A 20,648-nucleotide genomic window follows, 5' to 3' on the forward strand; every position below is an offset into this window, starting at 1 on the left:
GGCATCAAAATCACAGGCCCCGCGCTGCATTGCCGCGCGGGGCCTGCAGACTTTTACTGCATCGATAGCTCGGGATGCTTTGCTACGACATCGTCCCTTGTCATCTTCGAAGTGAGTTGAGGATACATATAGCTGTATCCCTCATTTTGGTATTTTGCGATGTCGATCACGGCAGCTGGGACGACGGTGATCACGTCGTAAAAGTCCTCGGGCGCATAGCCCCGCCCCCGTGCAGCATTTGCACAGACATGGATTTCGACGCCAGCATCGGCGATTTCTTTCAATGCATCGTAAGCTTCCGGATACGCCTCCCTGTTGAGGCGGGAGAAGGCATGAAGTTCGTTGCCATGTGCGACCATAACGACCTTGGAATTCTCGCGGTCGCCATACTCGTCCATAGCCTTCAGGTGGTTGCGTATGAAACCGAGGGCCCTGATCCCATCTTCGGGCGCGTCGTAGTTCCAGTCGTAAAGAACTTTTTGCGCCTCGTACTTCACCGGATCGAAAGATGACGGGTCGTCCGGGCCCGCCATCGCGGAAACCGCTCCAATGCCGGCAAAGCAGATGCCCAGCATCACCATTGCTACTCGCTTCATTCGCTCAACTCCTTCAGGTGAACATGTCCGCAACGATGCCTTCGTACCAGCCAATCGACTCCTCATAGGTCGACTTGCGGAGCTCGGCATCCTCCCCCGATTGGCTGACAAACCCTTCGATCGACGTGATCTTGCCGTCTTTCGGTTCGTAATTCGCGCCGACCTTGATGCCGTCATCCGTCTCGATCAGCGACCAGCACGTATTGGAATAGCGGGCCGGAAACGTCTGCGACTGCGTCAAGTCTGCACGGATGTGAAGCGCTGCGACCTTTGCCTGGCTGTTGGCCGAGAACCCCGACTTCGGCATGTCGCCTGCAATCGATGCGTCGCCGATGACAAAAACAGCCTCGTCCATGGTCGAGCGCATCGACGCGGCGTCGATCGGGCAGAACCCATTTTCGCCCGCAAGGCCAGCATCGATCGCGATCGTGCCGGCGCGCTGGGCGGGGACGATATTAAGCAGTGTGCCTTCGAAGGTGTCGAGGTCCGTTTCCACCGTTCCGGCCTCGACATCAACACCGACGACACCTCCATGCACGTCCGGGCCGTACCATTCGACCATTCCGGGATAGTGTTTCTCCCAGCCCTCTTGGAACAGCGCCTGCTTTGAGAAGCTCTCCTTCGGGTCGATGACGAAGATTTTCGACCCGGTCAGACCCTTTTCCTTCAGGACATGTGCCATCATGGATACGCGCTCATAGGGACCGGGCGGGCAGCGGTAGGGATTTGGGGGAGCAAGCATGACGATGTTTTGCCCCTCTTCCAGTGCGTCCAGCTTCTCCTTGAGAAGGCGGGTTTGCGGACCGGCCTTCCACGCGTGCGGCGCGATTTCGGCAGCAGCCTCGGAGTAGCCCGGCACAGAATCGTAGATGATGTCGATGCCGGGTGAGACGACGAGACGATCATAGGGGACGGTCGAACCGTCGCCGAGCGACACGGTCTTGGCCTCGCGGTCAATCGCCGTCGCGCGATCCGTGACCTTCTTGATGCCGTACCTGGACACGAGTTCATCGTAGGAGTGGGTAATCGAATCCCAGTCGCGGAAATCGCCGAGATAAAGGTTGGAGAAGAAGCAGGTCGTGAATTCGTCATTCTCCTCGATCAGCGTCACGTCGAGCGCGCCGTTAGAATCCTTGGCGAGATACTTTGCCGCCGTCGCCCCGCCCGCCCCGCCGCCGATGACCACGACCTTCGGCTTTTCCTGCGCGCGCAGGTAGGCTGGTAGTGCGAGCGTCGCCGTGGACGCTCCCAAAATCAATCCAAATTGCCGTCTCGTCAGTCTGCTCATCTCAAACCTCCCATGGTGAGCTAGAATGTTCCGTCGACCGCTTGGCTACTGCGCTTCCTCCTGCGCGAAATAGGCCGCCAAGGCAGCGATCTCTTCGTCGGCAAGCCGCTTTGCCATCAACTGCATGACTTCGTTGGTTCGGATTCCAAGTCGATATTCGACCAGTGCCTGGACGGTGTAGTCGGCCGGCAGCCCGGTAATGGGTGGAATGCCGGAACCACTTCCCGATTGCTGATGGCAGGTGGCGCACTCCCCTCCCAGGTACGCCCCGAAAGCAGGGTCGCCGGCTGTTGAGAGAATGCGTGTGACCTGGTGCTCTGCTTCGAGCAGGCGCGCGGCTTCCTCGTCGGCAAGGGCGGGCACAGGGGTCATCACGATGCAAAAAAGGGCAGCGGTCGCCGCACCGCTGCCCTTTGCCAGGTTTTTCAATGACGAGAGTTTCACCCGCTCCTCCCAAAGCCGAACAGCGGCTGCATCAATCGATACCCGCTGCTGGGGCCTCCTCGCCGTCGCCAGCATCCGGCGTCACGTCGAGCACAGCTGCATGCATGGTGATCTCGGCCTTACCCTCGATGCAGTCCTGCATGCACGGCTCGCGATTCTCGGCGTAATGCGGCTCGGACAGCCGGTCGTCATCGATGAAATTGTCCTCGTTTGGCAGTCGCATATCGGCGAAGTTCTCGTTGGAGAGTTCGAACACCTCGTCATCGACGATGTCGTTCAGGTAGAGGATGTACGCAGTCAGCGCATAGACTTCGTCGTCGGACAAAGACCTTGCATTGCCGAAGGGCATCGCGCGCTTGACGTAGTCGTAGACGGTCGACAGATACGGCCAGTAGGAGCCGACGGTCTTTTCCGGGCGGTCGTCTTCGAGCGTTCCCTGCCCACCCGCCAGCACCGGCCAGCGGCCGATTGCCTCGCCGAAATCCCCGTGGCATGCGGCACACTGCTCGTCATAGACGGTAATGCCTTCCTCCACGGTTCCGCGCCCGACCGGCAATCCCTGACCGTCCGGACGCACGTCGATATCCCATGCGGCGACTTCGTCGTCAGTCGCAACACGTCCGAGCTCGAAGTTCCTTCCAGCGCCGCTAGCCATGACGTCGGTCGCGTTTTCGTGAGCCTCTGTCGACGACTGTTCTGCCGCAGGCTCGTCCGCAGTTTCCGTCGCCTGGGCAAATGCAGCGGCCGTTCCAAGAACGATGCCGCCGACGACGAGTAGATTACGAAATTTCGACATTTTCGATCACTCCGTCGCTGTCGACATGCCAGGTCTGGATGCCGTTGTTGTGGTAGATCGAGTTTGGCCCGCGCGCCGACCGAAGTTCATCCTTCGTCGGCTGCACGAAGCCCTTGTCGTCGATCGCCCGCGACTGCAGGAAGAGCTCCGAGCCATCCCAGTCGAACTCGTAGTAGAAGCGATGCAGCGCCATTGGCAGGCTCGGGCCGTCGATTCTGGCCTCGTGCCAGTTGCGCCCGCCGTCGGTCGTGACATCGACCCGCTTGATCGTGCCGTTGCCCGACCAGGCGAGGCCGGACAGAACCGTATGCCCGCGTCCGTGCTTGATCGGAGCCTGCGGGCTGGGATTGGTGATGACGGATTTGACTTCCATCACCCAGGTGAACCTGCGTGCCTTCCCGTTCGACAGGAGGTCCGTGTATTTCGAAGTTTCTTCGCGATGATGCCAGGGCTGGTCACCGATCTCGAGGCGGCGGAGCCACTTGACCCACATATTGCCTTCCCAGCCGGGGACGACAAGCCGCAGCGGGTAACCCTGCTCGGGGCGCAGCGCCTCCCCGTTCATGGCGAAGGCTACCATGCAATCGTCCAACGCCTTCTCGATGGGGATCGACCGCGTCATAGCAGATGCGTCCGCGCCCTCGGCGAGCACCCAGTTTCCGTTTGCCTTGACGCCGGCTTCCTCAAGGATCGTGCGCAAGCTGACACCGGTATACATCACGCAGTGGACCATGCCGTGGGTGTACTGGCAGCCGTTGAGCTGCGCGCCGCGCCATTCCATGCCGGAGTTGGCAGCGCATTCGAGGAAGTAGACCTTGTTCTCACGCGGAAACCGCCTCAGGTCGTCCATCGTGAAGATCAGCGGCTGATCGACGAGGCCGTTGATCATCAGCCGATGGTCGGCAGGCGCGATTTCGGCGATGCCCGCGTGGTGACGTTCGAAGCATAGTCCGTTCGGCGTGATAATTCCTTCGAGTTCATGAAGCGGCGTGAAGTTCACCGACGAGATGGGGTCGGACGTCAGCCAAGCGACGTTGCGCCGAACCACATGCTCCTCGAACTGCGAAGGCGTACCGTAGGGGCGCGCGTCGACCCCCTCGCCCAGATATCGGTTCCAGTCCTGGACATCGGTGACCAGCGGATCACTCTGCGCGCCGGCTCTGCCGACGAGAGCCGTGCTGGCTGCAATAGCCGCGCCGCCAGTCAGAGCGCCCTTGAGAAAATTGCGCCGCGATGCGCTCTTGGTGCTTGCGGGACCGTCCATCGGCTCCTCCCGAGTCATGTGATCCATTCTTACATATGAATTTGTATATGTAATGCCGAGCCCGTCAAGATCAGACATCGTCCGTTCAGACGACGACCTTTACGGATCGTTCGTCCGGCACATTCACCGTACCGAGGCGCGTCAGATAGGATTCCATGAGGTCGTAGATCGCCGGGCCTTCGACGCCCTGATTGACCGAAGCCCATCCGCCGACGACATAGGTCGACGAGGCGTCCAGCGGCTCGCCGGTCGCTGTCAGACGCAAATCCGAAATTCGGTTGCCGATCGTTTCGTTGACGGCGCAGGTGTAGGACATGCCGCCGACTCGAACCATGTCGCCACCCTGCTGGAAGAAGGGATCCTTGTTGAAGAGATTGTCGCAGACGTCTTCAAGGATCTCCTTGAGCTGCGCTCCGGTCATCTCGTTCCGGTAAACCTGGGGGTAGCTCATCGCCGTTTCGGTGTAGAGATCGTCCATGGTGATATCGTCACCGGGGAGAAGCGTCGTTCCCCACCGGAAGCCGGGCGAAAGCGAGATCTGGGTGTCGCGTTCTTCGATAATGCCCTGGCAGATCAGGTCGTCCCACGTCCCGTTGAAATTGCCGCGACGGTAAAGAAGCGAATCCGTGCGGGCCAGAACGCGTTCAAGTTCGGCCTTGTGGGGGTCGCGGAACTCGGCAATTTTGGCAGCCATCTCCGCATCCGGCTCGAGCACGTCAGAGAAGACGGGAATGAGCGACGAGCTGTAGCCAGTCACCTTGCCGTTCGCGACTTCAAGGTCGATCCGACCGAGAAACTTACCGTGAGAGCCCGACGCCATGATGAGGGTGCCGTCGACCTCGAGCGCGACCGGAACGGCATCATGGGTATGTCCGGTCAGGATGACGTCGACGCCGCTCAAAATGCCGGCAAGCTTGCGGTCGACATCGAAGCCATTGTGAGACAGCAGGACCACGACCTCGGCACCTTGCTCGCGTGCGGCGTCGATGTTCTGCTGCAGCACTTCGGGCCTGATGCCGAAGGACCATTCGGGAAACATCCATCGAGGGTTGGCGATCGGCGTGTAGGGCATCGCCTGGCCTATCACGGCCACGCTGACCCCGCCTTTTTCGAAATAAGCGGTGTTGTCGAAGGCCGGCTCGTCCCATTCGCTGTCGAAGACGTTCGAGGCAAGGAAGGGGTATCCCATCGCCTCGACCATCTCGAGAAAGCGTTCGGAGCCGAAGGTGAATTCCCAATGGCCCGTCATGGCGTCGGGCTTGAGAAGTTTCATGCACTCGATCATGTCCTGACCGTTGGTCTTTAGGGACGTGAACGAGCCCTGCCATGTGTCGCCGCCATCGAGGAAGAGGACTTTGTCGTCTCCACGATCGGCGCGAATGGCCTTGACGAGCGTCGCCGTCCGGTCGAGACCTCCCAGCCGGCCATAGCTGCGCGCAAGATCGACATAGTCCACGAAGGTATGCGCATACGCCAAGGGGGTGCCGCGCTCGATGCCAAACTCCTTCAAGAACTCCTCGCCGACGAGGTGCGGCGGAATGCCGGCATAGTCGCCGACGCCGATATTGGTGTCGGGCGGCCGGAAATAGACGGGCGCAAGCTGAGCGTGGACATCGGTAAAGTGCAGCAGGGTCACCTGACCCTTGCTGTCGAAACGCAGTAGATCATCCTGCGTCAGGCGTTGTTGCGCAATTGCGCGCGTCGGGTTGCCCAAGTGGCCGGCTGCTGCGAGCGCCATCGAGGCACTTACGGAAAACTGCAGGAAATCACGGCGGGAATAGGCCATCGCATAACTCCTCGGACCTCTTTTGGAAAAGGTCCATAATGGCGACTTGAAATGAGAGAGAGCCGCGCATACGCGAACAAGCGTAAGCGTTCTCCCGATCGACAATCTTCGGAAATTGGCCGGGAGCGCGCCCCCGGCGGCGAATCTATTGCCTGACAGCCGGCGTTTCGACTGACAGTCCGGTCCCGCGCCAGGTGACGTAGGTCTCAAGCGCCATCAACTCGTCGGAAAACGCTGCGGGCATCTCCGCACGGGTATCACGGATGCAGCCGCGGAATCGGTTGTGCAATGAAACCATGCCGCCGGTATTGAACCGATATGTGGGAAAGCCGTTAACTTGTCCCTGGCTCAAATGGTCGGCGCGGATGTACTTGCCCATGGACGCTTCGTGGCAGGACGAGCACGAAAAATCGAGCTGGCCGGTGCGGGTGTAGTAGAACTCCTTACCCTTCTCCCACCACTCCTGCATCTCGCCTTCAGACAGATCAATCGCTACGGGTTTGCCGAGAGACTGATGCTTGATGAACGCCGTCAAGGACAACTGCGGTTCAGCGTCAAACGCATAGGGCTCCGCTCCCATGTTCTCGACGCGGCACTTGTTGATCTGACCTTCGACATTGATTGGCTTGCCGCTATCGGCGTCCCACTTCGGATAGGTTGAACCAACATCCGCCATCGTGACTGACGCATCCTCATGACAGGATGCACAGGACTGGCCCGCGGTTCCCTCGACCGTTTCCCAAATTTCCGCGCCGCGTTCGACAGCCAGCATTCCCGGATTTTCGAAGGAATCTTCCTGCGTGGCACGCGTCTCTGCTTCGCGGAACAACCAGCCGGACAAGACCTCGTCGAAGGGATGGCCTTCCGGGGCGGGCGCTCGGGTGATCATCTCGGCACCGTCGATCTCCAGCGTATCATCGACTGGGTCCGCCGACGCCGTAACGATGACGAATCCAGTGATTGCCAGACACAACGCCGTCCCGGCGGCAAGCGCGAGCTTTTCCAAGCGAACTCCTCCCTTTGAGGACCAGACGCGCGGCCCATTGGCCGCGCGATGATGGTCAGCTCACTTCGATTTTCTGCTCGTCTTCGTAAACCGAACCGTCATCATCGACCCAAGTAAACTTGAACGTGCCGCTCTCGGGCACTTTCGCGTTGAACTCAAAGTAGGGATTGGCCGAGATAGCGGGATCGAGATCGCAGGAAAAAACTTCCTGGTCATTGAACGCGCAGGAGAACTTGTTGATGATCTTGCGCGGGATGACGTTTCCATCCTTGTCCTTGCGCTGTCCCGATTCCATTTCGTGGCTGATCAGCGTCTTGATGGCGATAACTTCGCCTGCCGAAGCCGTCTTCGGAACCTTGACGCGGGGCCTGGGTGCATTTGACATTTTTACTATCCTCCGTGATGCCGATCAGCCGCCGCAGCCGCCGATCGTGACCTTCACTTCTTTCTTGTCCATGTAGACGGTGCCGTCGGCCATCTTGGCGAGGGCAACGACATTCTGCGTCTTCGCAAGACGCATCCGCGTCGTGGCGGCCGCCGTACCGCTCATGGCGGTGAAATTAAACGTTGCAACCTCCGGTCGGGGATTGTCTTCGGCGAGTATCATAACCGACTGGACCAAGTCGTCCCCTTCCATTGCGCTCTCGACTTCGACAGTGATCGGCACGGTATTGCCGTTCTCGGCGATCTCCGGCGCAGTCAAGGTGAGCTTGCCACTCTGCAACTCTTGACCGCCGGCGAAGTCGTCGATCATCTTCTGTGTCTCTTCAACCGAAGCGAAAGCCGATGTCGGCAATAGCTGTAGCACTGGCAGTGCTGCCGCTCCGGCTGCAAGCGCCAGCACGCGGCGTCGGGTCATCATCATTTGAGTCTCCTTTCGCATCTCAAATTATTCTTTCAACGTCGCCAGATAAGCGACAACGTCTTCGACCTGTTGTGCCGTCAAAATGGTCTTGCCGACCAAATCCTTGCGCGGCGTGATGCCGTAATCGAGCGAGTAGAACGCTGGCATCACGGTTTCTTCGGAGAAGATCTGCTTGGCATCCACGACGATTGCCCGCAGTTCCTCGGCATTCCACCTGTCGGCGACGCCGTCGAGAGCAGGACCGACATTGCCATGGAACTGTTCCGTTTCGAGCGCCGACACAGCGTGACAGGCAAGGCAATTTCCCAGCCCCCTGTCGGCGAACGTCTTGGCACCTGCGGCGGCATCGCCGGCTGAGCCTGTCAATGGGTCGCTGATAGCGTAGTCGGCGATCTTGACGTCGGCTGGAGCGACTTCCTGTGCCGATGCCTGCGCAGCCATGGCAGCAAACACGAACACGGCCGCCATCAGGGGCTTTGCCAATTCACTCAGCATGCAGGCTCCTCCATCAACCTCGGACGACGAGCGCCCGATCCTCCGCTTGGAACGATAGCGACGTGGCTCCGACCAATCAATCGAAAAATATGAATTCTTGAATGTGTCTTGGCTGATCGCACCATTATTCCGCATCTAGCCGACCTTCGGAGCGCAGTTCCTGGATGATCCGCGCGTGGTAGGTCTGGAAATGCTCGTCGCTTTCGTAGCCCTTTTCGTTGACCCAGCGAAACATGTTGAGGAACGTCCATTTCCCGAAGGCTCCGGGCATGGTAGCGACTGCGGCGTCGCGAACAGTCGTGCCGTCTGAAGGCGGCTCCTCCGGAAGGAACACGATGGTCGGCGTGAAGACGTATCCCCATTTTCGGGATGCGGTCTTCTCGGTCAACGTCTCGCCGTCAAGGTCAGTCACCTCCTCGTCACCGAACATGTTATATTGGACGATCATGAAGTTCTCTTCGAGGTAATTCCGAACTTCGGCGTCGGACAGGATTTCGTCGTGCATCTTGGCGCAGTATATGCAGCCGCGCTGCTCGAACGTGATCACCAGACGCTTGCCCTCCGACCGCGCCTGCTCGATATCCTCGGCGATGTCGCGAAAGGTCATGGAAAACCACGATTGCTTGTGCAGGCCGTCCTCCCCGACCTCGCTCGCGAAGGCAGGCGAAATGGCGAAGAATGCCACCAAAGCCAGGCCGATCGTCGATTTCAGCATGCGAACCTCCTATCCGATGGTTTGAAAGACCGGGAAGGTCTCCAGAAGCCAAAATGAGATGACCGACATCTGCCCGGTCATGAAGAGGATGCCGGTCATGACCAGCAATCCACCCATCGCCTTCTCGACCGTTTCCATGTGTCGCTTGAATTTCGCTGCCCAATTCAAGAAGCGGCTGGCAAATGCGGCCGCCAGAAGAAACGGAATGCCAATTCCCAAGGAATAGACCGCAAGCAGCAGAGCCCCCCGCGCCGCGGTTCCTTCACTGCCAGCGACGAAAAGAATGGCGGCGAGGACAGGGCCAACGCAGGGCGTCCATCCAAAAGCGAACGCAAGCCCGATAAGGTACGCGCCGGCGAGCCCGGCCGGTTTGCGCGCAACCTGCACCCTGGCCTCGCGATAGAGAAACGCGATTCGGAAGACCCCCAGAAAATGAAGGCCCATGATCAGTATCAAAGCGCCTGCGATCATGGCCAGCGTATCAAAATGCTGCGCGATCGTCTGGCCGACAACGCTCGCGGTTGCGCCCAGCGCGATGAAAACCGTAGAGAATCCAAGGACGAAGGCCAGTGCCGACATTACGATGCGCCGCCGCTGTGCGCTACCAGGCTCTTCGGTACGCAACTCGTCGAAGCTCACGCCGGCAAGCCAAGCGAGATAAGGCGGCACCAGCGGCAATACGCACGGCGAAACGAATGACAGAAGACCGGCAACGAGCGCGCCGCCAAGGCTGATATCGAGCATTTGACTCCTCGGTCGTCGAAGACATCAGGTGCCTCCGCTCCTCTCGACCTGAAGCCAAGTATGCAATAAACAATATATATGGCAATCCATATCTGAACTGGAGTCCGTCATGCGCCTGATCTGGACCAGCGTATTGCTCGCAGCAATCATGCTTCACATAGCTCCCCTTCGTGCCGCGGAGCTTTTGATGCTGGAGCAGCCTGGCTGTGTCTGGTGCGCGCAGTTCGATGCCGAAATAGCGCCGGCCTGGCCAAAAACCGATGAAGGCAAACGCGCTCCGCTGCGCCGCGTCGACATAACCGAACCCTGGCCCGAGGATCTGGCGGGTGTGCAAAAGGAACGGTTCACGCCGACCTTCGTGCTCATGGCAAACGGGAAGGAAATAGCCCGGCTTCGAGGCTATGTGGGTGACGAGTTTTTCTGGTACCGTATCGGCGAGATGATTGCTCTCTTGCCCGATGGCAACTGACGGCAGGAGCACTTCGATGCCCGAAATTGCATATTTGCGGAACGACTTGATGAGCCTGCCCAAGCTGAGTGCCGACCAGACGCCCGAGGAGTTCGAGAAACTTCTCGATCAGGCGCGTAAAGCAAGCGAACTTCTTAAAGCACTGGCCCACGAGAACCGGCTGCTCATTCTCTGCCTGCTCGCGGAGGGTGAGAAATCCGTTTCCGAGTTGGAAGACATCATGAGGATGCCCCAAGCTGCCGTGTCGCAGCAACTCGCACGGCTGCGCTTCGACCGCCTGGTCAACACGCGCCGCGATGGGCGGACAATCTACTACTCCATCGCAAGCACAGAAGTGTCGTCAGTCATTTCCACTTTGTACGACCTGTTTTGCGCGCCGGTGCGATCGGCGAACTGACGGGACGGATCGCGCTTGCAGGGGCGCGGTTAAGTCGAACGGCCCCGCGGCCTAGGGAGGATTGCATGGAATTGGCATCATCGCCGTGGTTTCTCGTCTTGGCCGGTATCCTCGGCGGAGGCATCATGGGCTTCTCGGCAAGGCGCAACCATTTTTGCACCATGTCGGCATTCGAACGCCATTGGTATGCGGGGGACAGCTCGGGCCTGCGCACCTGGGCGCTCGCTGCCGCCATAGCTTTGATCTCGACGCAGGTTCTTCAGGCCGCTGGATATGTCGACGCGTCGTCGAGCTTTTACGTTCGGTCGGACCTGGCGCTCGTCGGTGCAATTGCTGGAGGCCTTGCCTTCGGGGTCGGAATGGCACTGGTGGGAACATGCGGCTTCGGTGCACTGGTGCGATTGGGCGGTGGCAGTCTCAGGTCACTGATCGTGCTTATCGTCTTGGGCCTCGCAGCGCTCAGCACTCAGAAGGGACTTTTGGCGCAGTTTCGCGTCGTGGCCTCAGACCAGAATGCCTACGATTTGTCCTCGGTAGGTGGCCAGTCGCTTGGTGCGATCCTCAGCACGCTTGCCGGCCGCGACGTGAATCTCATCGTCGCCGCGATCGTCTTCATCGCCATGCTGTCGTGGATCCTGGCCGACCCGCGATACAGACGAAAAGCTGGATCGATGATCACAGGGACCGTCATTGGCTTGGTCATCACGTTCGGCTGGTGGGCGACAACATTTGCCTCGCAGCACTCCTTCGATATCGTTCAGCTTGAATCCGGCTCGTTCGTCGTCCCCGTTGCAGACGCCCTCCTCCAGGCGATCGCATTCACGGGTATTTATCCCGACTACGGGGTCGGGCTGGTCATCGGGGTCGCGGTCGGCGCGGCTGTTTGCGCGTTCCTGAGGCGTGACATCCGCTGGGAAGCGTGTGACGATGCACGTGAACTCAGTCGCCATCTACTCGGCGGCACTCTCATGGGCATCGGCGGCGTGTTCGCCATGGGATGTACGATCGGGCAAGGCATCTCGGCCGTTTCGACACTGGCTGTATCAGCGCCCTTCGTCTTGCTGTCGATCGCGATCGGTGCGCGGCTCGGCCTCTCTTACCTTCTCGAGGGCTCACCGTTTTCTGCGTTCCGATTGCACGGCGTCGAACCAGCGGAATAGTCATGCCTCGACGTATATGAAACCTGTCTGCGATTTCTCGATTCGCCCCGCGCCTGGGTGAGGGAAGTGATATCCGATCAGCTGGATTCGGTCCGTTGCCAGTCGGTCGAGCAGCACATTGCGCATCTCGATCGCCTTCTGCGGGTCCTGATCCATTCCTGCCGGCCAGTCCGGCTGCTGCACGGAAATGATGGAATTGGACAGCGCATCGCCCAAGATGATGACAGGGTCTGATCCATGCACGATGAAGGATAGATGGCCCGGCGTGTGCCCGCTCGTGTCCATGGCCTCCACGCCCGGCAAGACTTCGTCACCGGGTGCTATGAAATTGATACGATCGGCGACGACCTCGAATCGGTTTTGCGCACCGACGACAAGAGCCTGCATGTTTTCCGGTACTTTCTCCAGCGTATCCTCTGCAGACCAATAGTCCCACTCTGCCCGCCCAATGTGGTAGCTGGCTTCGGGGAAAACGAGTTCGTCGAAGTCGTCCGTCAATCCCCACAGATGATCGGGGTGGGCATGGGTGAAGACGACGTCGGTGATGTCGGTGGGGTCGATACCCTTGGTTTCCAGATTGGCGAGTAGTTCTCCAGCCGTGGGCATAAAGTTCGTGCCAGCGCCGACGTCGAAAATCGCCAATCGATCGCCAGATCGCAGGAGGGTCACGTTGCAGTCGGGTTGCAGCATGTCTTCCGGCATGCCGTTGGCCGCGAGCAAGGAGACAAGTTCGTCCTGCGGGGCCTCAGGGAACGAAAAGGCGATCGGCAACTGTAGCTTCCCGTCGCTGATGGTCATCAACTCCCCGTCGCCAACGGTCAGAAGCTGCGCTTGCGCGCGACCTGCTAGCGCGGGAGTCATCGTCCACAAGCCTGTCGTTGCCAAGCCCGTCACCACATTCCTGCGTGTCAGTCGCATCCCAGTCCTCCCTACATATTTAATTTTTTGCATATTTGAGTTGGCCGCGCTAGCCTTAAGCTTGTCCAACGATCGGAAGGTTCAGAGATGCGTATCCATCTTATCGCAATCGCCGGCTTGCTTGCTGGCCTCGTAGGTGCCCACGCAAAGGACGCTGCGAAAACCTACACCAGCGATCAGCCCTACGAGGACGTCGCGGCAAGCCTCGAAGACGCTGTCGTCAATCGAGGCTACGTCGTCGATTATCACGGACAGATTGGGGACATGCTGACGCGGACAGCCGGGGACGTGGGTGCCGAAAAGCCTCTCTATTCGAACGCGGAGTTCATCCAATTCTGTTCGGCCGTCGTCTCGCGCAAGACGATGGAAGAGGATTTGTCGAACATCGCCTTCTGCCCGTACGTGCTCTTCGTCTACGAAGCAGAGGAAAAGCCAAGTGAAATTGTCGTCGGATACCGCCCTTTGCCAGCTGGTCCGGGCCGCGACGAAGTAAATGCCTTGCTCGATGAAATCGCCCAGGAAGCAGCCGAAGGCTTCTAAATCGGGCGTCGCGGGTTGACCATACATGCTATTATTGCAATGTTTCTATCCGAAGCAACGCATATGCGTTGCGCGGCAATTGGGAGGAATGAAATTGAAATCTGTCTATGCGATCGGCCTCGCTCTGGCGTTCGCCATGCCTGTGGTGGCCAATGCCGCGGAGCACGAGGTGAAGATGCTCAACAAGGGTTCCGACGGGACCATGATGGTCTTCGAACCGCTTGTCGTAATGGCTGAGCCGGGCGACACGATCAAGTTCATACCCACCGACAAGAGCCACAACTCGGCAACGATCAAGGACGGCGTACCGGAAGGTGCTGAAGAGTGGAAGGGCAAGGTCAACGAAGAGATTACGGTGACTGTCAACGCTGAAGGCGTTTACATGTATCAGTGCACGCCGCATTTCGGCATGGGCATGATCGGAGCGGTGGTCGTAGGCGAGCCGACCAATCTCGAAGACGTCAAGAAACTGCGATATCCGGGCAAGGCCAAGCAGGTGGCTGAAAAGATCTTCGCCGAAATCGAGGCTGGAAGCTGAATCCTTGCACCATATTGCAATACGAGGCGGCATTCGTGCCGCCTTTTTCATTGCGCAGTTGCCGGATCGCCATCGAGATGAGCAACTTCAGGCTAAGTCGGAAATCGATTTCCGTCCTTGGTTCAGGCCGTCACGGCTGTCAGCGACTTTGCGCCCCCTTGCCATCCCACATGCAAGCTCGGCCTCTGCCAATTCAGCGTACATGCTGCCTGAGGGAGGATGGCCGCTTACAATCGACTTACAGTTAGCTGAGGGTGCTAGCCACTGATATGTCTGGCGGCGACAGGCTCGGACGAAACCCGACGATACGACTGGATGCTGACCCGCACGTCCAACACTCCAAATCTTGTCGTCAAAGGTCATCCACCTTCCGGAGCATCGCCTCGTGCGATATCTCTCCTAGATGAATGTCGACCAGCCTGCCATCTGCACCGACGAACAGCGTCGCAGGCAGCCCCGGCGCACCGTAGTGCCGGCCAAGTTCGCCGAGGCCGTCCATCAGGACGTTAGGCAACAGCAGACGCTCGTGCGAGAGGTAGCGGCGGATGCGGGGCGCGTCCTCGCCTTGGTTCGCGAATACGAAAGTGACGTCATTAGTCGACGCCGCGACTTCGGCCATCATGGGCATCTCGCGACGGCAGGGCGGGCACCATGTCGCCCACAGGTTGATCACCATGGGTTTTCCGGTGAGTTCGGGAAGCGAGACGGCTTCTCCACCGAGGGACTGTAGCGGGTTGCCTGGCAGCGGCACCGGATCGACGCCTGACGTCAGGACCGAGGCGGCATTCCATACGAAGAGACCAACGGCCACGCCGGCAAGACCTGCGATTCGTCCACGCGTGTCCCTGACCTCGACCAGCAGAAGGACGATCGCGGCGAGAACGCCGGCGGGCCAGTAGAACCCGCCCTGCCAGACGGCCACGGCACGCCAAGGGTCTTTCGCGAACGTGCTCCAGTTGAAGGCGACATGAGCGATCCGCGCTGCGATGATGCCGATGACCAGCCCCCTCGTCGACCATTGGGCGACGCCGGGGCCGGCCTTGCGCGCTGCGACCGACGCGACAACGATGAAGACGAGTATGCCCGCGAGCGCGACGAGCCGGTCGACCGACAGCATGAACGGTCCGATCGTGACGGCATTCATCGCTTGAGTGCCGTCGCGGAGTCGATGAGGTCGGATGGCCCCATGCTTCCGATAAGCCGCGTCCCTTGCCGTTCCCGCCGGGCGGGATCGAAGAACATCATGGTCGGCGGACCGGCGACGTTCAGTTCGTCCAGAACAGACTGCGCGGCCGCGTCGAATTCGGTGACATCGAATTTTACGAGATGAACGCCCTCCAACGCTGCGGCGACCCCTTCGCCCGGGAACACCTTCCGCTCGATCGTACGGCAGATCACGCACCAGTCGGCCGTGATGTAGAGCATCATCGGCTGCGCCCTCTCGCCGGCTACTTGGAAAGCATGAAGAAGGCCTTCCCGCGATGCCGTCGTCGTGAAGGCGAGGTCCGACTGGACAGGCGGCGTGGAGCGAAGCGCAATCCTCGCCAGGGCCTGCATGGGCTTGCCGCTGCCATCGAGCGCGCCGAGAACCAGTACGCATGCAACGAGGGTGAGGCCCATGCCGGCCATCTTTGCCCGACGCGACGAGATCCGCAGCACGAGGTCTACCGAGGCGACCATCAAGAGCAGCGCATAGAGCGACAGATCCATCGCCAAGGGCAGTAGCGGCGTCGCAACCCAAATCGCCATGGCAATGAAGCCGAAGCCGAACAGACGCTTGATCTCCTCCATCCACCGTCCGGCGCGCGGCAGCAGCCCGGCACCGAAAGTAGCCATGACGATGAGGGGCAGGCCCTTGCCGAAGCCCAGCGCGAACAGCGCCAGCGCGCCGAGCCGCCAGTCGCCGTCCTGTGCGATGTAGACCAGCGCGCCGGCCAGCGGCGCGGTCACGCAAGGCCCGACAATCAGCGCCGAGGTGAATCCCAATGCGCCAGCCGATCCGAGCGAGCCGCCGCCGCTTCGTCCCGCGAATCGGGAGGTGAACGCGCTCGGCAGCTGAAGCTCGAAGGCACCGAACATGGAACTGGCGAGGATGAGGAACAGCACGGCGACTGCCACGGTGGTTAGCGGCGACTGCAGGGCGAACTGGATGTTCTGGCCGCTCCAGCCGACGACGGCACCGACGATCGCGAAGGCAAGCGCCAGACCGAAGACGTATGTGGTGGACAGGACAAAGCCGCGGCGGGCATTTGTCCGTTCGCCTTGGCGGCCGAGCATGCCGATGACGATCGGATAGATCGGGAAGACGCAAGGAGTGAAGGCCAGCAACAGACCGAAGCCAAGAAAGCTGAGCGTGACCCAGAAGACACTGCTGCTTTCAAGGATTGAGGATGCTTCCCCGCCGTCGTCCGCGATTGCGATGCCTGCTGCAGCCAACGAATCGTCGGCAATCGCCGGCGCGCCGAAGCCGCTGACGGCGTTTGTGACCTCGAGCGTGTCCGGCGCGATCATACGCGCCTCTGGCCGATAGCAGATGCCGCCGTCCTGGCAGCCCTGATAGTCCACACGAAGAGGTTCGCCGCTCTTTGGCGTGACAGTTGCCACGGCTTCGTCGAAGATGACCTCTACAGTGCCGAAGCCGGGGTCTTCCTTGGTGACGCCCTTCGAGATCGTGACCGGTAGTGCGTCCGCGCCTTGAATGATCCGGACATTGTCGCGGTAGAGATAGTAGCCGGACGCAATCGTCCATCGGAGCATCAACGTTTCCCCGTCTCTCGCCACTGAAAGCGCGAAGGCCTCGTCGACATCGAGCGGCGCAGCCGGCTGCGCAAGGGCAGCGCCCACTGAGAGGATCAGGGCAATCAGAGCCGAGAGGATGAACCGCATCTTGATCAAGCCTTCTTTCGTTGCGAAGGAGTGCCGTCTCGGCGGGGCAACTTAAGGCAGCCTTAAGCAGACACGTCGAGACGGTCCCTGCAATCGGAAGGAGCCGCCGCAAGCGATGCGCATTCTCATCGTCGAGGACGATCCCATCCTGCTGGACGGCCTGACGGTCGGACTGAAGCTCGCCGGCTTCAGTCCTGATGCGGTTTCGACTTGTGCTGATGCCGATGCAGCCCTGCGCGCGAGCGACTACGAGGCGGTCGTCCTCGACATCATGCTGCCCGACGGGTCCGGCATCGACCTGCTGGCACAACGACGACGCGAGCGCGACACAACGCCGATCCTGCTGCTCACTGCGCGGGACCGGGTCGGCGAGCGAATTGCCGGGCTCGACGCGGGTGCCGACGATTACCTCGGCAAGCCCTTCGATCTTGACGAACTGGCCGCCCGCCTGCGCGCGATCCAGCGGCGTAGCTCTGGCCGGGCGTGTGCGACCTTGTCCTGGCAGGATGTCGTTCTCGATCCCGCCATGCTGTCAGTCACGCGCGACGACAAGCCCGTCTCTCTCACACGACGTGAGTTCACCATTTTGCGCCTGCTCTTGGAACGCCCCGGCGCAGTCATTGCCAGGACGGCGCTGGAGGAGGCGATCTACGGCTGGCAGGAAGGGGTGGAGAGCAATGCGGTCGAGGTCCACATCCACAATCTCAGGGCAAAGCTCGGCGCGGGCGTCATCCAGACCGTGCGCGGCATCGGCTATCGTGTGGGCGCAGAGCAGCCATGAAGTCGATGCGCACCAGACTGCTGCTGATCCTTCTGCTCACGACCGGGGCCGTTTGGCTGTCCGCGGCGGCGTGGATTTACTGGAGCACCCAGGCGCGTGTCGAGCAGGTGCTGGATGCCCGGCTGCGCGAAGCCGCCCGCATGGTGGATTCCCTGATCACCGATCATCGGATCGAAATCGCAACGGCAGCCGGCGCGATTGAAGGGCTCGAAGTCGAGACGATGACCGACGAGCCCTACAGCCATCAGCTCTCCTGCCAGATATGGTCCTTGGCTGGAACGCTTGTTGGCCGATCTGAAGCCGCACCCCGTGAACGCCTGGCATCAAATGATGATGGCTTTTCGCAGACGACAATCAAAGGCGAGACCTGGCGCGTCTACACGGTCCTGAACTCCGACCGTGGTGTTCAAGTTATGGTCGGCGACAACCTGCAGGTTCGCCAGTCGCTGGTGAATGATGTCATGACCGGCACACTGCTGCCCATGACGGTTGTCTTGCCGATCGCAGGCCTCCTGACCTGGCTGTCGGTTCAGCGCGGCATGCGTCCGCTCGACCGCATGGCAGGTCTGCTGGGCCAGCGACACGCCGCCGATCTGCGGCCGGTTGATCTACCCGATGCGCCCGGTGAGCTGCGGCCTGCCCTGGATGCTATCAATGGTCTATTCGGCCGCGTCGCGGGTGCTCGGGAGCGGGAGAAGAGTTTCACGGCCTTCGCCGCCCACGAGCTGAAGACGCCGCTCGCCGGCCTGAAGACACAGGCGCAGATCGCGCTGGCATCGGATGATCCGGAGATCCGCCGACACGCCCTCGAACAGATTGCAGGAGGGGTCGACCGCTCGTCGCGGCTGGTCCGACAACTGCTTGATCTGGCGGCCGTCGACGCGAATGAGGAGCGGGAGACGATTTCACCCGCCGATCCCGGGGCAATCGTCCGCGATAGCGTACAGTCGGTGGAAAGCCTTGCTGCGCGCCTTGGCGTCACCATCGATTTGGAGGGCGCTCATGACCGGACCGTTTCCTGCGACCGGGCACTCGCGACGACGGCACTTCGAAACATCGTCGAGAACGCTGTTCTTCACTCGCCGGCCGGCGGGAGGGTGCGGATCGTCATTTCGTCATCCAGTCAGGAATCCCGCTTCGAGGTCATCGATGCGGGACCCGGTATGAGTGACTATGATCTGGCGCACGCCCGCGAGCGCTTCTGGCGCGGTGCAAGTCGCGACGGGGTCGGTTCCGGCCTTGGCCTTGCGATTGTGGATACGATCATGAGGCGCGTCGGCGGACGCTTAACGCTGGCGAACGAAAAGCGTGGCGGCTTCCGCGCCACCCTCCACTTTCAAAAGGGCTAAGCCGCTCAGCCGTCCTTTCCGCGCGCCCGCGCATCCTTGATCACCTGTTCGAAGCCGGCCGTGTCGAGCGCCGATGCGACGAGGTACGGCCCGACGAGGTAAGCCGGTGTTCCCCGCAGACCGAGCGCCTCGGCAATCGCCAGGTTACGGTCGAGATGTGCATTGATTTCGTTTGACTGCGCCGCACGGTCGGCGTCTAGCCGGGTCATGTCGATATCGGTTGCTTCCACCACGCTTCGCATCGCAGCCGAGTCGGCGCGCCCCTCCTGTGCCATCAGCGCGGCGTGCGCAGTCTCATACTTGCCCTGCCGCTGCGCGGCCAGCGCGAGCACAGCGCCGTCCCTCGATGCATCCGTCAAGATGGGCCATTCCTTGTAGACGAGGCGGATATCTCCGTCGGCCTGCACGACGTCACCCAGCGGCTTGCTGGCTTGGCGGCAGAAGGGGCAATTGTAGTCGAAAAAGGTGACGATGTTGAGCGAGCCCTTCGGGTTGCCGCCCAAAGGCGAAGCCGGATCGTTCAGCACCATCTCTGGATCGAGATCCTGCGCGAAGGCTCGGTCGCGAAGGATGCCGAGGGCCAGGAGAAGTCCCGCAGCACCCATGCCGAGAAGGAGCTGGCGGCGGGATGCCGGGCGGTCGAGAAGCGGTGCTGTCCATGCGTGGTTGCGTCGTTGGTCCATGATTGTCCTGCCTGTTGTCGATGTGCCGCAGCCTGACGATGGCCCTTAAGGCAGGCTTAAGCTGACGCAGGCCTCACGGCTTCGAAAATCAAGAAACATCGAGGCCAGCATGAGACTCCCTGTCGACTGTTCACCTTTGCTGAAGCGAGTTGGCGTTCCAAGGCGCGCATTACTCGTCGGCGCGGGCGCGCTTTTCCTGGGCGGCTGCACAACGGCGCTGCCGACAGCACCCGAGTCTGCACTCGTTGCCGCGCCACCACCGCCGCCGCCTCCCACGCCTTTGATGTATGCCGCCATGCTGAACGAGGAGTTTCTCATTCCGGCAGTCGACACGACGAAGCTCGATCCGCGGTTCTGGCGTCAGGAAATCGATTATCCGACAGACGAACCCGCGGGCACGCTCATCGTGGATACCCCCGGCAAATATCTCTACCATGTGCTGCCAGGCGGACGAGCGACACGCTACGGTATCGGCGTTGGTCGCGACGGATTTGCCTGGGCTGGCAGGGCGATAGTTGCCTACAAGCGCAAATGGCCGCGCTGGACGCCGCCCGACACCATGGTTGCCCGCCAGCCGGAGCTAGAACCCTATTCAATCGCTAATGGTGGCATGGGACCTGGTCTCGATAACCCGCTCGGCGCGCGAGCGCTCTACATTCACGAAGGCGGACGCGACACGCTCTATCGGCTCCACGGAACACCCGAAGCATCCTCAATCGGCAATGCCGTCTCGTCGGGATGTATTCGACTGGTCAATCAAGATGTCGCCCACCTCTACGACACGGTGCGCGACGGAAGTCCCTTGGTAGTGATCCCTGACCCGACAATGTCGCACCTGCTGGTCTAGGGCGGTACCAAAATTCTGGGTTGCATAATTGGGACGCGACTCGTAGGCGGCGGACGAGCTGCCCGCATGGCGCGCCGGCGC

The 20,648-nt window shown here is 60.5% G+C and carries 24 protein-coding genes; 8 read left to right on the forward strand and 16 right to left on the reverse strand.

The genetic code is table 11. From position 1 onward, the window contains the following. Window positions 1-53 precede the first annotated feature (53 nt). From ALII_RS0114975 to ALII_RS0115030, 12 genes are all read right to left on the reverse strand, one after another. Window positions 54-596, reverse strand: coding sequence for a DsrE family protein (locus tag ALII_RS0114975; protein ID WP_024588048.1), 543 nt, complete (start codon window positions 594-596; stop codon window positions 54-56). 13 nt (window positions 597-609) lie between these two features. After that, window positions 610-1,884 (reverse strand): NAD(P)/FAD-dependent oxidoreductase, encoded by a 1,275-nt coding sequence (locus tag ALII_RS0114980; protein WP_024588049.1) that lies wholly within the window; start codon window positions 1,882-1,884, stop codon window positions 610-612. 45 nt (window positions 1,885-1,929) lie between these two features. Continuing rightward, entirely contained in the window at window positions 1,930-2,328 is a 399-nt protein-coding gene (locus ALII_RS21690; RefSeq protein ID WP_161632269.1) for a c-type cytochrome, read from the reverse strand. Window positions 2,329-2,359: 31 nt separating this feature from the next. Then, window positions 2,360-3,124 (reverse strand): cytochrome c, encoded by a 765-nt coding sequence (locus ALII_RS0114990; RefSeq protein ID WP_024588051.1) that lies wholly within the window; start codon window positions 3,122-3,124, stop codon window positions 2,360-2,362. Then, on the reverse strand, window positions 3,108-4,388 hold the full coding sequence (gene soxC / locus ALII_RS0114995; RefSeq protein WP_152529643.1) for a sulfite dehydrogenase: 1,281 nt from the start codon (window positions 4,386-4,388) through the stop codon (window positions 3,108-3,110). The genes ALII_RS0114990 and soxC overlap by 17 nt, the downstream gene beginning before the upstream one ends. Window positions 4,389-4,473: 85 nt before the next feature. Further along, window positions 4,474-6,174, reverse strand: coding sequence for a thiosulfohydrolase SoxB (gene soxB, locus ALII_RS0115000; protein WP_024588053.1), 1,701 nt, complete (start codon window positions 6,172-6,174; stop codon window positions 4,474-4,476). A gap of 145 nt (window positions 6,175-6,319) precedes the next feature. Further along, window positions 6,320-7,141: a sulfur oxidation c-type cytochrome SoxA gene (gene soxA / locus ALII_RS0115005; protein WP_244437450.1), complete on the reverse strand. Its 822-nt coding sequence runs from the start codon at window positions 7,139-7,141 to the stop codon at window positions 6,320-6,322. A gap of 94 nt (window positions 7,142-7,235) precedes the next feature. Then, window positions 7,236-7,565 carry a thiosulfate oxidation carrier complex protein SoxZ gene (gene soxZ, locus ALII_RS0115010; RefSeq protein ID WP_024588055.1) on the reverse strand — a complete coding sequence of 110 codons (330 nt, stop codon included), beginning with the start codon at window positions 7,563-7,565 and terminating at the stop codon, window positions 7,236-7,238. Window positions 7,566-7,589: 24 nt separating this feature from the next. Then, window positions 7,590-8,045 (reverse strand): thiosulfate oxidation carrier protein SoxY, encoded by a 456-nt coding sequence (gene soxY / locus ALII_RS0115015; RefSeq protein ID WP_024588056.1) that lies wholly within the window; start codon window positions 8,043-8,045, stop codon window positions 7,590-7,592. 24 nt (window positions 8,046-8,069) lie between these two features. Continuing rightward, complete coding sequence (gene soxX, locus ALII_RS0115020) at window positions 8,070-8,486, reverse strand: sulfur oxidation c-type cytochrome SoxX (RefSeq protein WP_244437451.1); 417 nt, start codon at window positions 8,484-8,486, stop codon at window positions 8,070-8,072. Between the two features lie 178 nt (window positions 8,487-8,664). Continuing rightward, the gene (locus ALII_RS0115025) at window positions 8,665-9,255 is read right to left on the reverse strand and encodes a thioredoxin family protein (protein WP_024588058.1); all 591 of its coding nucleotides are present in this window, start codon (window positions 9,253-9,255) and stop codon (window positions 8,665-8,667) included. A 9-nt stretch (window positions 9,256-9,264) separates the two neighbouring features. Beyond that, entirely contained in the window at window positions 9,265-9,999 is a 735-nt protein-coding gene (locus ALII_RS0115030; RefSeq protein WP_024588059.1) for a cytochrome c biogenesis protein CcdA, read from the reverse strand. Between the two features lie 109 nt (window positions 10,000-10,108). Here ALII_RS0115030 and ALII_RS0115035 point away from each other — a divergent pair, with 109 nt between their 5' ends. The 3 genes from ALII_RS0115035 (at window position 10,109) to ALII_RS0115045 (ending at window position 12,025) form a co-directional block, all read left to right on the forward strand. Beyond that, the gene (locus ALII_RS0115035; protein ID WP_024588060.1) at window positions 10,109-10,468 is read left to right on the forward strand and encodes a regulatory protein SoxS; all 360 of its coding nucleotides are present in this window, start codon (window positions 10,109-10,111) and stop codon (window positions 10,466-10,468) included. Window positions 10,469-10,517: 49 nt separating this feature from the next. After that, complete coding sequence (locus tag ALII_RS0115040) at window positions 10,518-10,865, forward strand: metalloregulator ArsR/SmtB family transcription factor (RefSeq protein WP_024588061.1); 348 nt, start codon at window positions 10,518-10,520, stop codon at window positions 10,863-10,865. 65 nt (window positions 10,866-10,930) lie between these two features. Beyond that, entirely contained in the window at window positions 10,931-12,025 is a 1,095-nt protein-coding gene (locus tag ALII_RS0115045; RefSeq protein WP_024588062.1) for a YeeE/YedE family protein, read from the forward strand. Here ALII_RS0115045 and ALII_RS0115050 read toward each other — a convergent pair whose 3' ends face one another. Then, window positions 12,026-12,943, reverse strand: a complete 918-nt coding sequence (locus ALII_RS0115050) for an MBL fold metallo-hydrolase (RefSeq protein WP_024588063.1) — start codon at window positions 12,941-12,943, stop codon at window positions 12,026-12,028. Between the two features lie 87 nt (window positions 12,944-13,030). On the opposite strand from ALII_RS0115050, the gene ALII_RS0115055 reads away from it, so the two are divergent. Then, the gene (locus ALII_RS0115055; protein WP_024588064.1) at window positions 13,031-13,483 is read left to right on the forward strand and encodes a hypothetical protein; all 453 of its coding nucleotides are present in this window, start codon (window positions 13,031-13,033) and stop codon (window positions 13,481-13,483) included. Between the two features lie 88 nt (window positions 13,484-13,571). Further along, complete coding sequence (locus ALII_RS0115060) at window positions 13,572-14,021, forward strand: pseudoazurin (RefSeq protein ID WP_024588065.1); 450 nt, start codon at window positions 13,572-13,574, stop codon at window positions 14,019-14,021. A 352-nt stretch (window positions 14,022-14,373) separates the two neighbouring features. Here the strand turns inward: ALII_RS0115060 and ALII_RS0115065 are convergent, their stop codons facing one another. Further along, entirely contained in the window at window positions 14,374-15,165 is a 792-nt protein-coding gene (locus tag ALII_RS0115065) for a TlpA disulfide reductase family protein (protein ID WP_024588066.1), read from the reverse strand. Beyond that, a complete protein-coding gene (gene dsbD, locus ALII_RS0115070) occupies window positions 15,162-16,907 on the reverse strand; it encodes a protein-disulfide reductase DsbD (RefSeq protein WP_024588067.1) in 1,746 nt (581 codons plus the stop codon). The genes ALII_RS0115065 and dsbD overlap by 4 nt, the downstream gene beginning before the upstream one ends. Before the next feature lie 115 nt (window positions 16,908-17,022). Here dsbD and ALII_RS0115075 point away from each other — a divergent pair, with 115 nt between their 5' ends. Both ALII_RS0115075 and ALII_RS0115080 read left to right on the forward strand, forming a co-directional pair. Next, the gene (locus tag ALII_RS0115075) at window positions 17,023-17,688 is read left to right on the forward strand and encodes a response regulator (protein ID WP_024588068.1); all 666 of its coding nucleotides are present in this window, start codon (window positions 17,023-17,025) and stop codon (window positions 17,686-17,688) included. Continuing rightward, the gene (locus tag ALII_RS0115080) at window positions 17,685-19,037 is read left to right on the forward strand and encodes a sensor histidine kinase (RefSeq protein ID WP_024588069.1); all 1,353 of its coding nucleotides are present in this window, start codon (window positions 17,685-17,687) and stop codon (window positions 19,035-19,037) included. The genes ALII_RS0115075 and ALII_RS0115080 overlap by 4 nt, the downstream gene beginning before the upstream one ends. A 5-nt stretch (window positions 19,038-19,042) precedes the next feature. On the opposite strand, the gene ALII_RS0115085 is transcribed toward ALII_RS0115080, so the two are convergent. Beyond that, window positions 19,043-19,720: a DsbA family protein gene (locus ALII_RS0115085; RefSeq protein WP_024588070.1), complete on the reverse strand. Its 678-nt coding sequence runs from the start codon at window positions 19,718-19,720 to the stop codon at window positions 19,043-19,045. 109 nt (window positions 19,721-19,829) lie between these two features. On the opposite strand from ALII_RS0115085, the gene ALII_RS0115090 reads away from it, so the two are divergent. Then, window positions 19,830-20,567, forward strand: a complete 738-nt coding sequence (locus ALII_RS0115090; protein ID WP_029660592.1) for a L,D-transpeptidase — start codon at window positions 19,830-19,832, stop codon at window positions 20,565-20,567. The last annotated feature ends 81 nt before the right edge of the window (window positions 20,568-20,648 follow it).

The organism is Aliihoeflea sp. 2WW (genome assembly GCF_000497755.1).
GTDB lineage: Bacteria > Pseudomonadota > Alphaproteobacteria > Rhizobiales > Rhizobiaceae > Aliihoeflea.

What these genes read in the sequence shown, in the direction of transcription:
- ALII_RS0114975 (WP_024588048.1), bottom strand. Translation starts at nt 596, where the DNA reads ATGAAGCGAGTAGCAATGGTGATGCTGGGCATCTGCTTTGCCGGCATT.
- ALII_RS0114980 (WP_024588049.1), bottom strand. Translation starts at nt 1,884, where the DNA reads ATGAGCAGACTGACGAGACGGCAATTTGGATTGATTTTGGGAGCGTCC.
- ALII_RS0114990 (WP_024588051.1), bottom strand. Translation starts at nt 3,124, where the DNA reads ATGTCGAAATTTCGTAATCTACTCGTCGTCGGCGGCATCGTTCTTGGA.
- soxC (WP_152529643.1), bottom strand. Translation starts at nt 4,388, where the DNA reads ATGGACGGTCCCGCAAGCACCAAGAGCGCATCGCGGCGCAATTTTCTC.
- soxB (WP_024588053.1), bottom strand. Translation starts at nt 6,174, where the DNA reads ATGGCCTATTCCCGCCGTGATTTCCTGCAGTTTTCCGTAAGTGCCTCG.
- soxZ (WP_024588055.1), bottom strand. Translation starts at nt 7,565, where the DNA reads ATGTCAAATGCACCCAGGCCCCGCGTCAAGGTTCCGAAGACGGCTTCG.
- soxY (WP_024588056.1), bottom strand. Translation starts at nt 8,045, where the DNA reads ATGATGATGACCCGACGCCGCGTGCTGGCGCTTGCAGCCGGAGCGGCA.
- soxX (WP_244437451.1), bottom strand. Translation starts at nt 8,486, where the DNA reads ATGGCTGCGCAGGCATCGGCACAGGAAGTCGCTCCAGCCGACGTCAAG.
- ALII_RS0115025 (WP_024588058.1), bottom strand. Translation starts at nt 9,255, where the DNA reads ATGCTGAAATCGACGATCGGCCTGGCTTTGGTGGCATTCTTCGCCATT.
- ALII_RS0115030 (WP_024588059.1), bottom strand. Translation starts at nt 9,999, where the DNA reads ATGCTCGATATCAGCCTTGGCGGCGCGCTCGTTGCCGGTCTTCTGTCA.
- ALII_RS0115035 (WP_024588060.1), top strand. Translation starts at nt 10,109, where the DNA reads ATGCGCCTGATCTGGACCAGCGTATTGCTCGCAGCAATCATGCTTCAC.
- ALII_RS0115040 (WP_024588061.1), top strand. Translation starts at nt 10,518, where the DNA reads ATGAGCCTGCCCAAGCTGAGTGCCGACCAGACGCCCGAGGAGTTCGAG.
- ALII_RS0115045 (WP_024588062.1), top strand. Translation starts at nt 10,931, where the DNA reads ATGGAATTGGCATCATCGCCGTGGTTTCTCGTCTTGGCCGGTATCCTC.
- ALII_RS0115050 (WP_024588063.1), bottom strand. Translation starts at nt 12,943, where the DNA reads ATGCGACTGACACGCAGGAATGTGGTGACGGGCTTGGCAACGACAGGC.
- ALII_RS0115055 (WP_024588064.1), top strand. Translation starts at nt 13,031, where the DNA reads ATGCGTATCCATCTTATCGCAATCGCCGGCTTGCTTGCTGGCCTCGTA.
- ALII_RS0115060 (WP_024588065.1), top strand. Translation starts at nt 13,572, where the DNA reads ATGAAATTGAAATCTGTCTATGCGATCGGCCTCGCTCTGGCGTTCGCC.
- ALII_RS0115065 (WP_024588066.1), bottom strand. Translation starts at nt 15,165, where the DNA reads ATGAATGCCGTCACGATCGGACCGTTCATGCTGTCGGTCGACCGGCTC.
- dsbD (WP_024588067.1), bottom strand. Translation starts at nt 16,907, where the DNA reads ATGCGGTTCATCCTCTCGGCTCTGATTGCCCTGATCCTCTCAGTGGGC.
- ALII_RS0115075 (WP_024588068.1), top strand. Translation starts at nt 17,023, where the DNA reads ATGCGCATTCTCATCGTCGAGGACGATCCCATCCTGCTGGACGGCCTG.
- ALII_RS0115080 (WP_024588069.1), top strand. Translation starts at nt 17,685, where the DNA reads ATGAAGTCGATGCGCACCAGACTGCTGCTGATCCTTCTGCTCACGACC.
- ALII_RS0115085 (WP_024588070.1), bottom strand. Translation starts at nt 19,720, where the DNA reads ATGGACCAACGACGCAACCACGCATGGACAGCACCGCTTCTCGACCGC.
- ALII_RS0115090 (WP_029660592.1), top strand. Translation starts at nt 19,830, where the DNA reads ATGAGACTCCCTGTCGACTGTTCACCTTTGCTGAAGCGAGTTGGCGTT.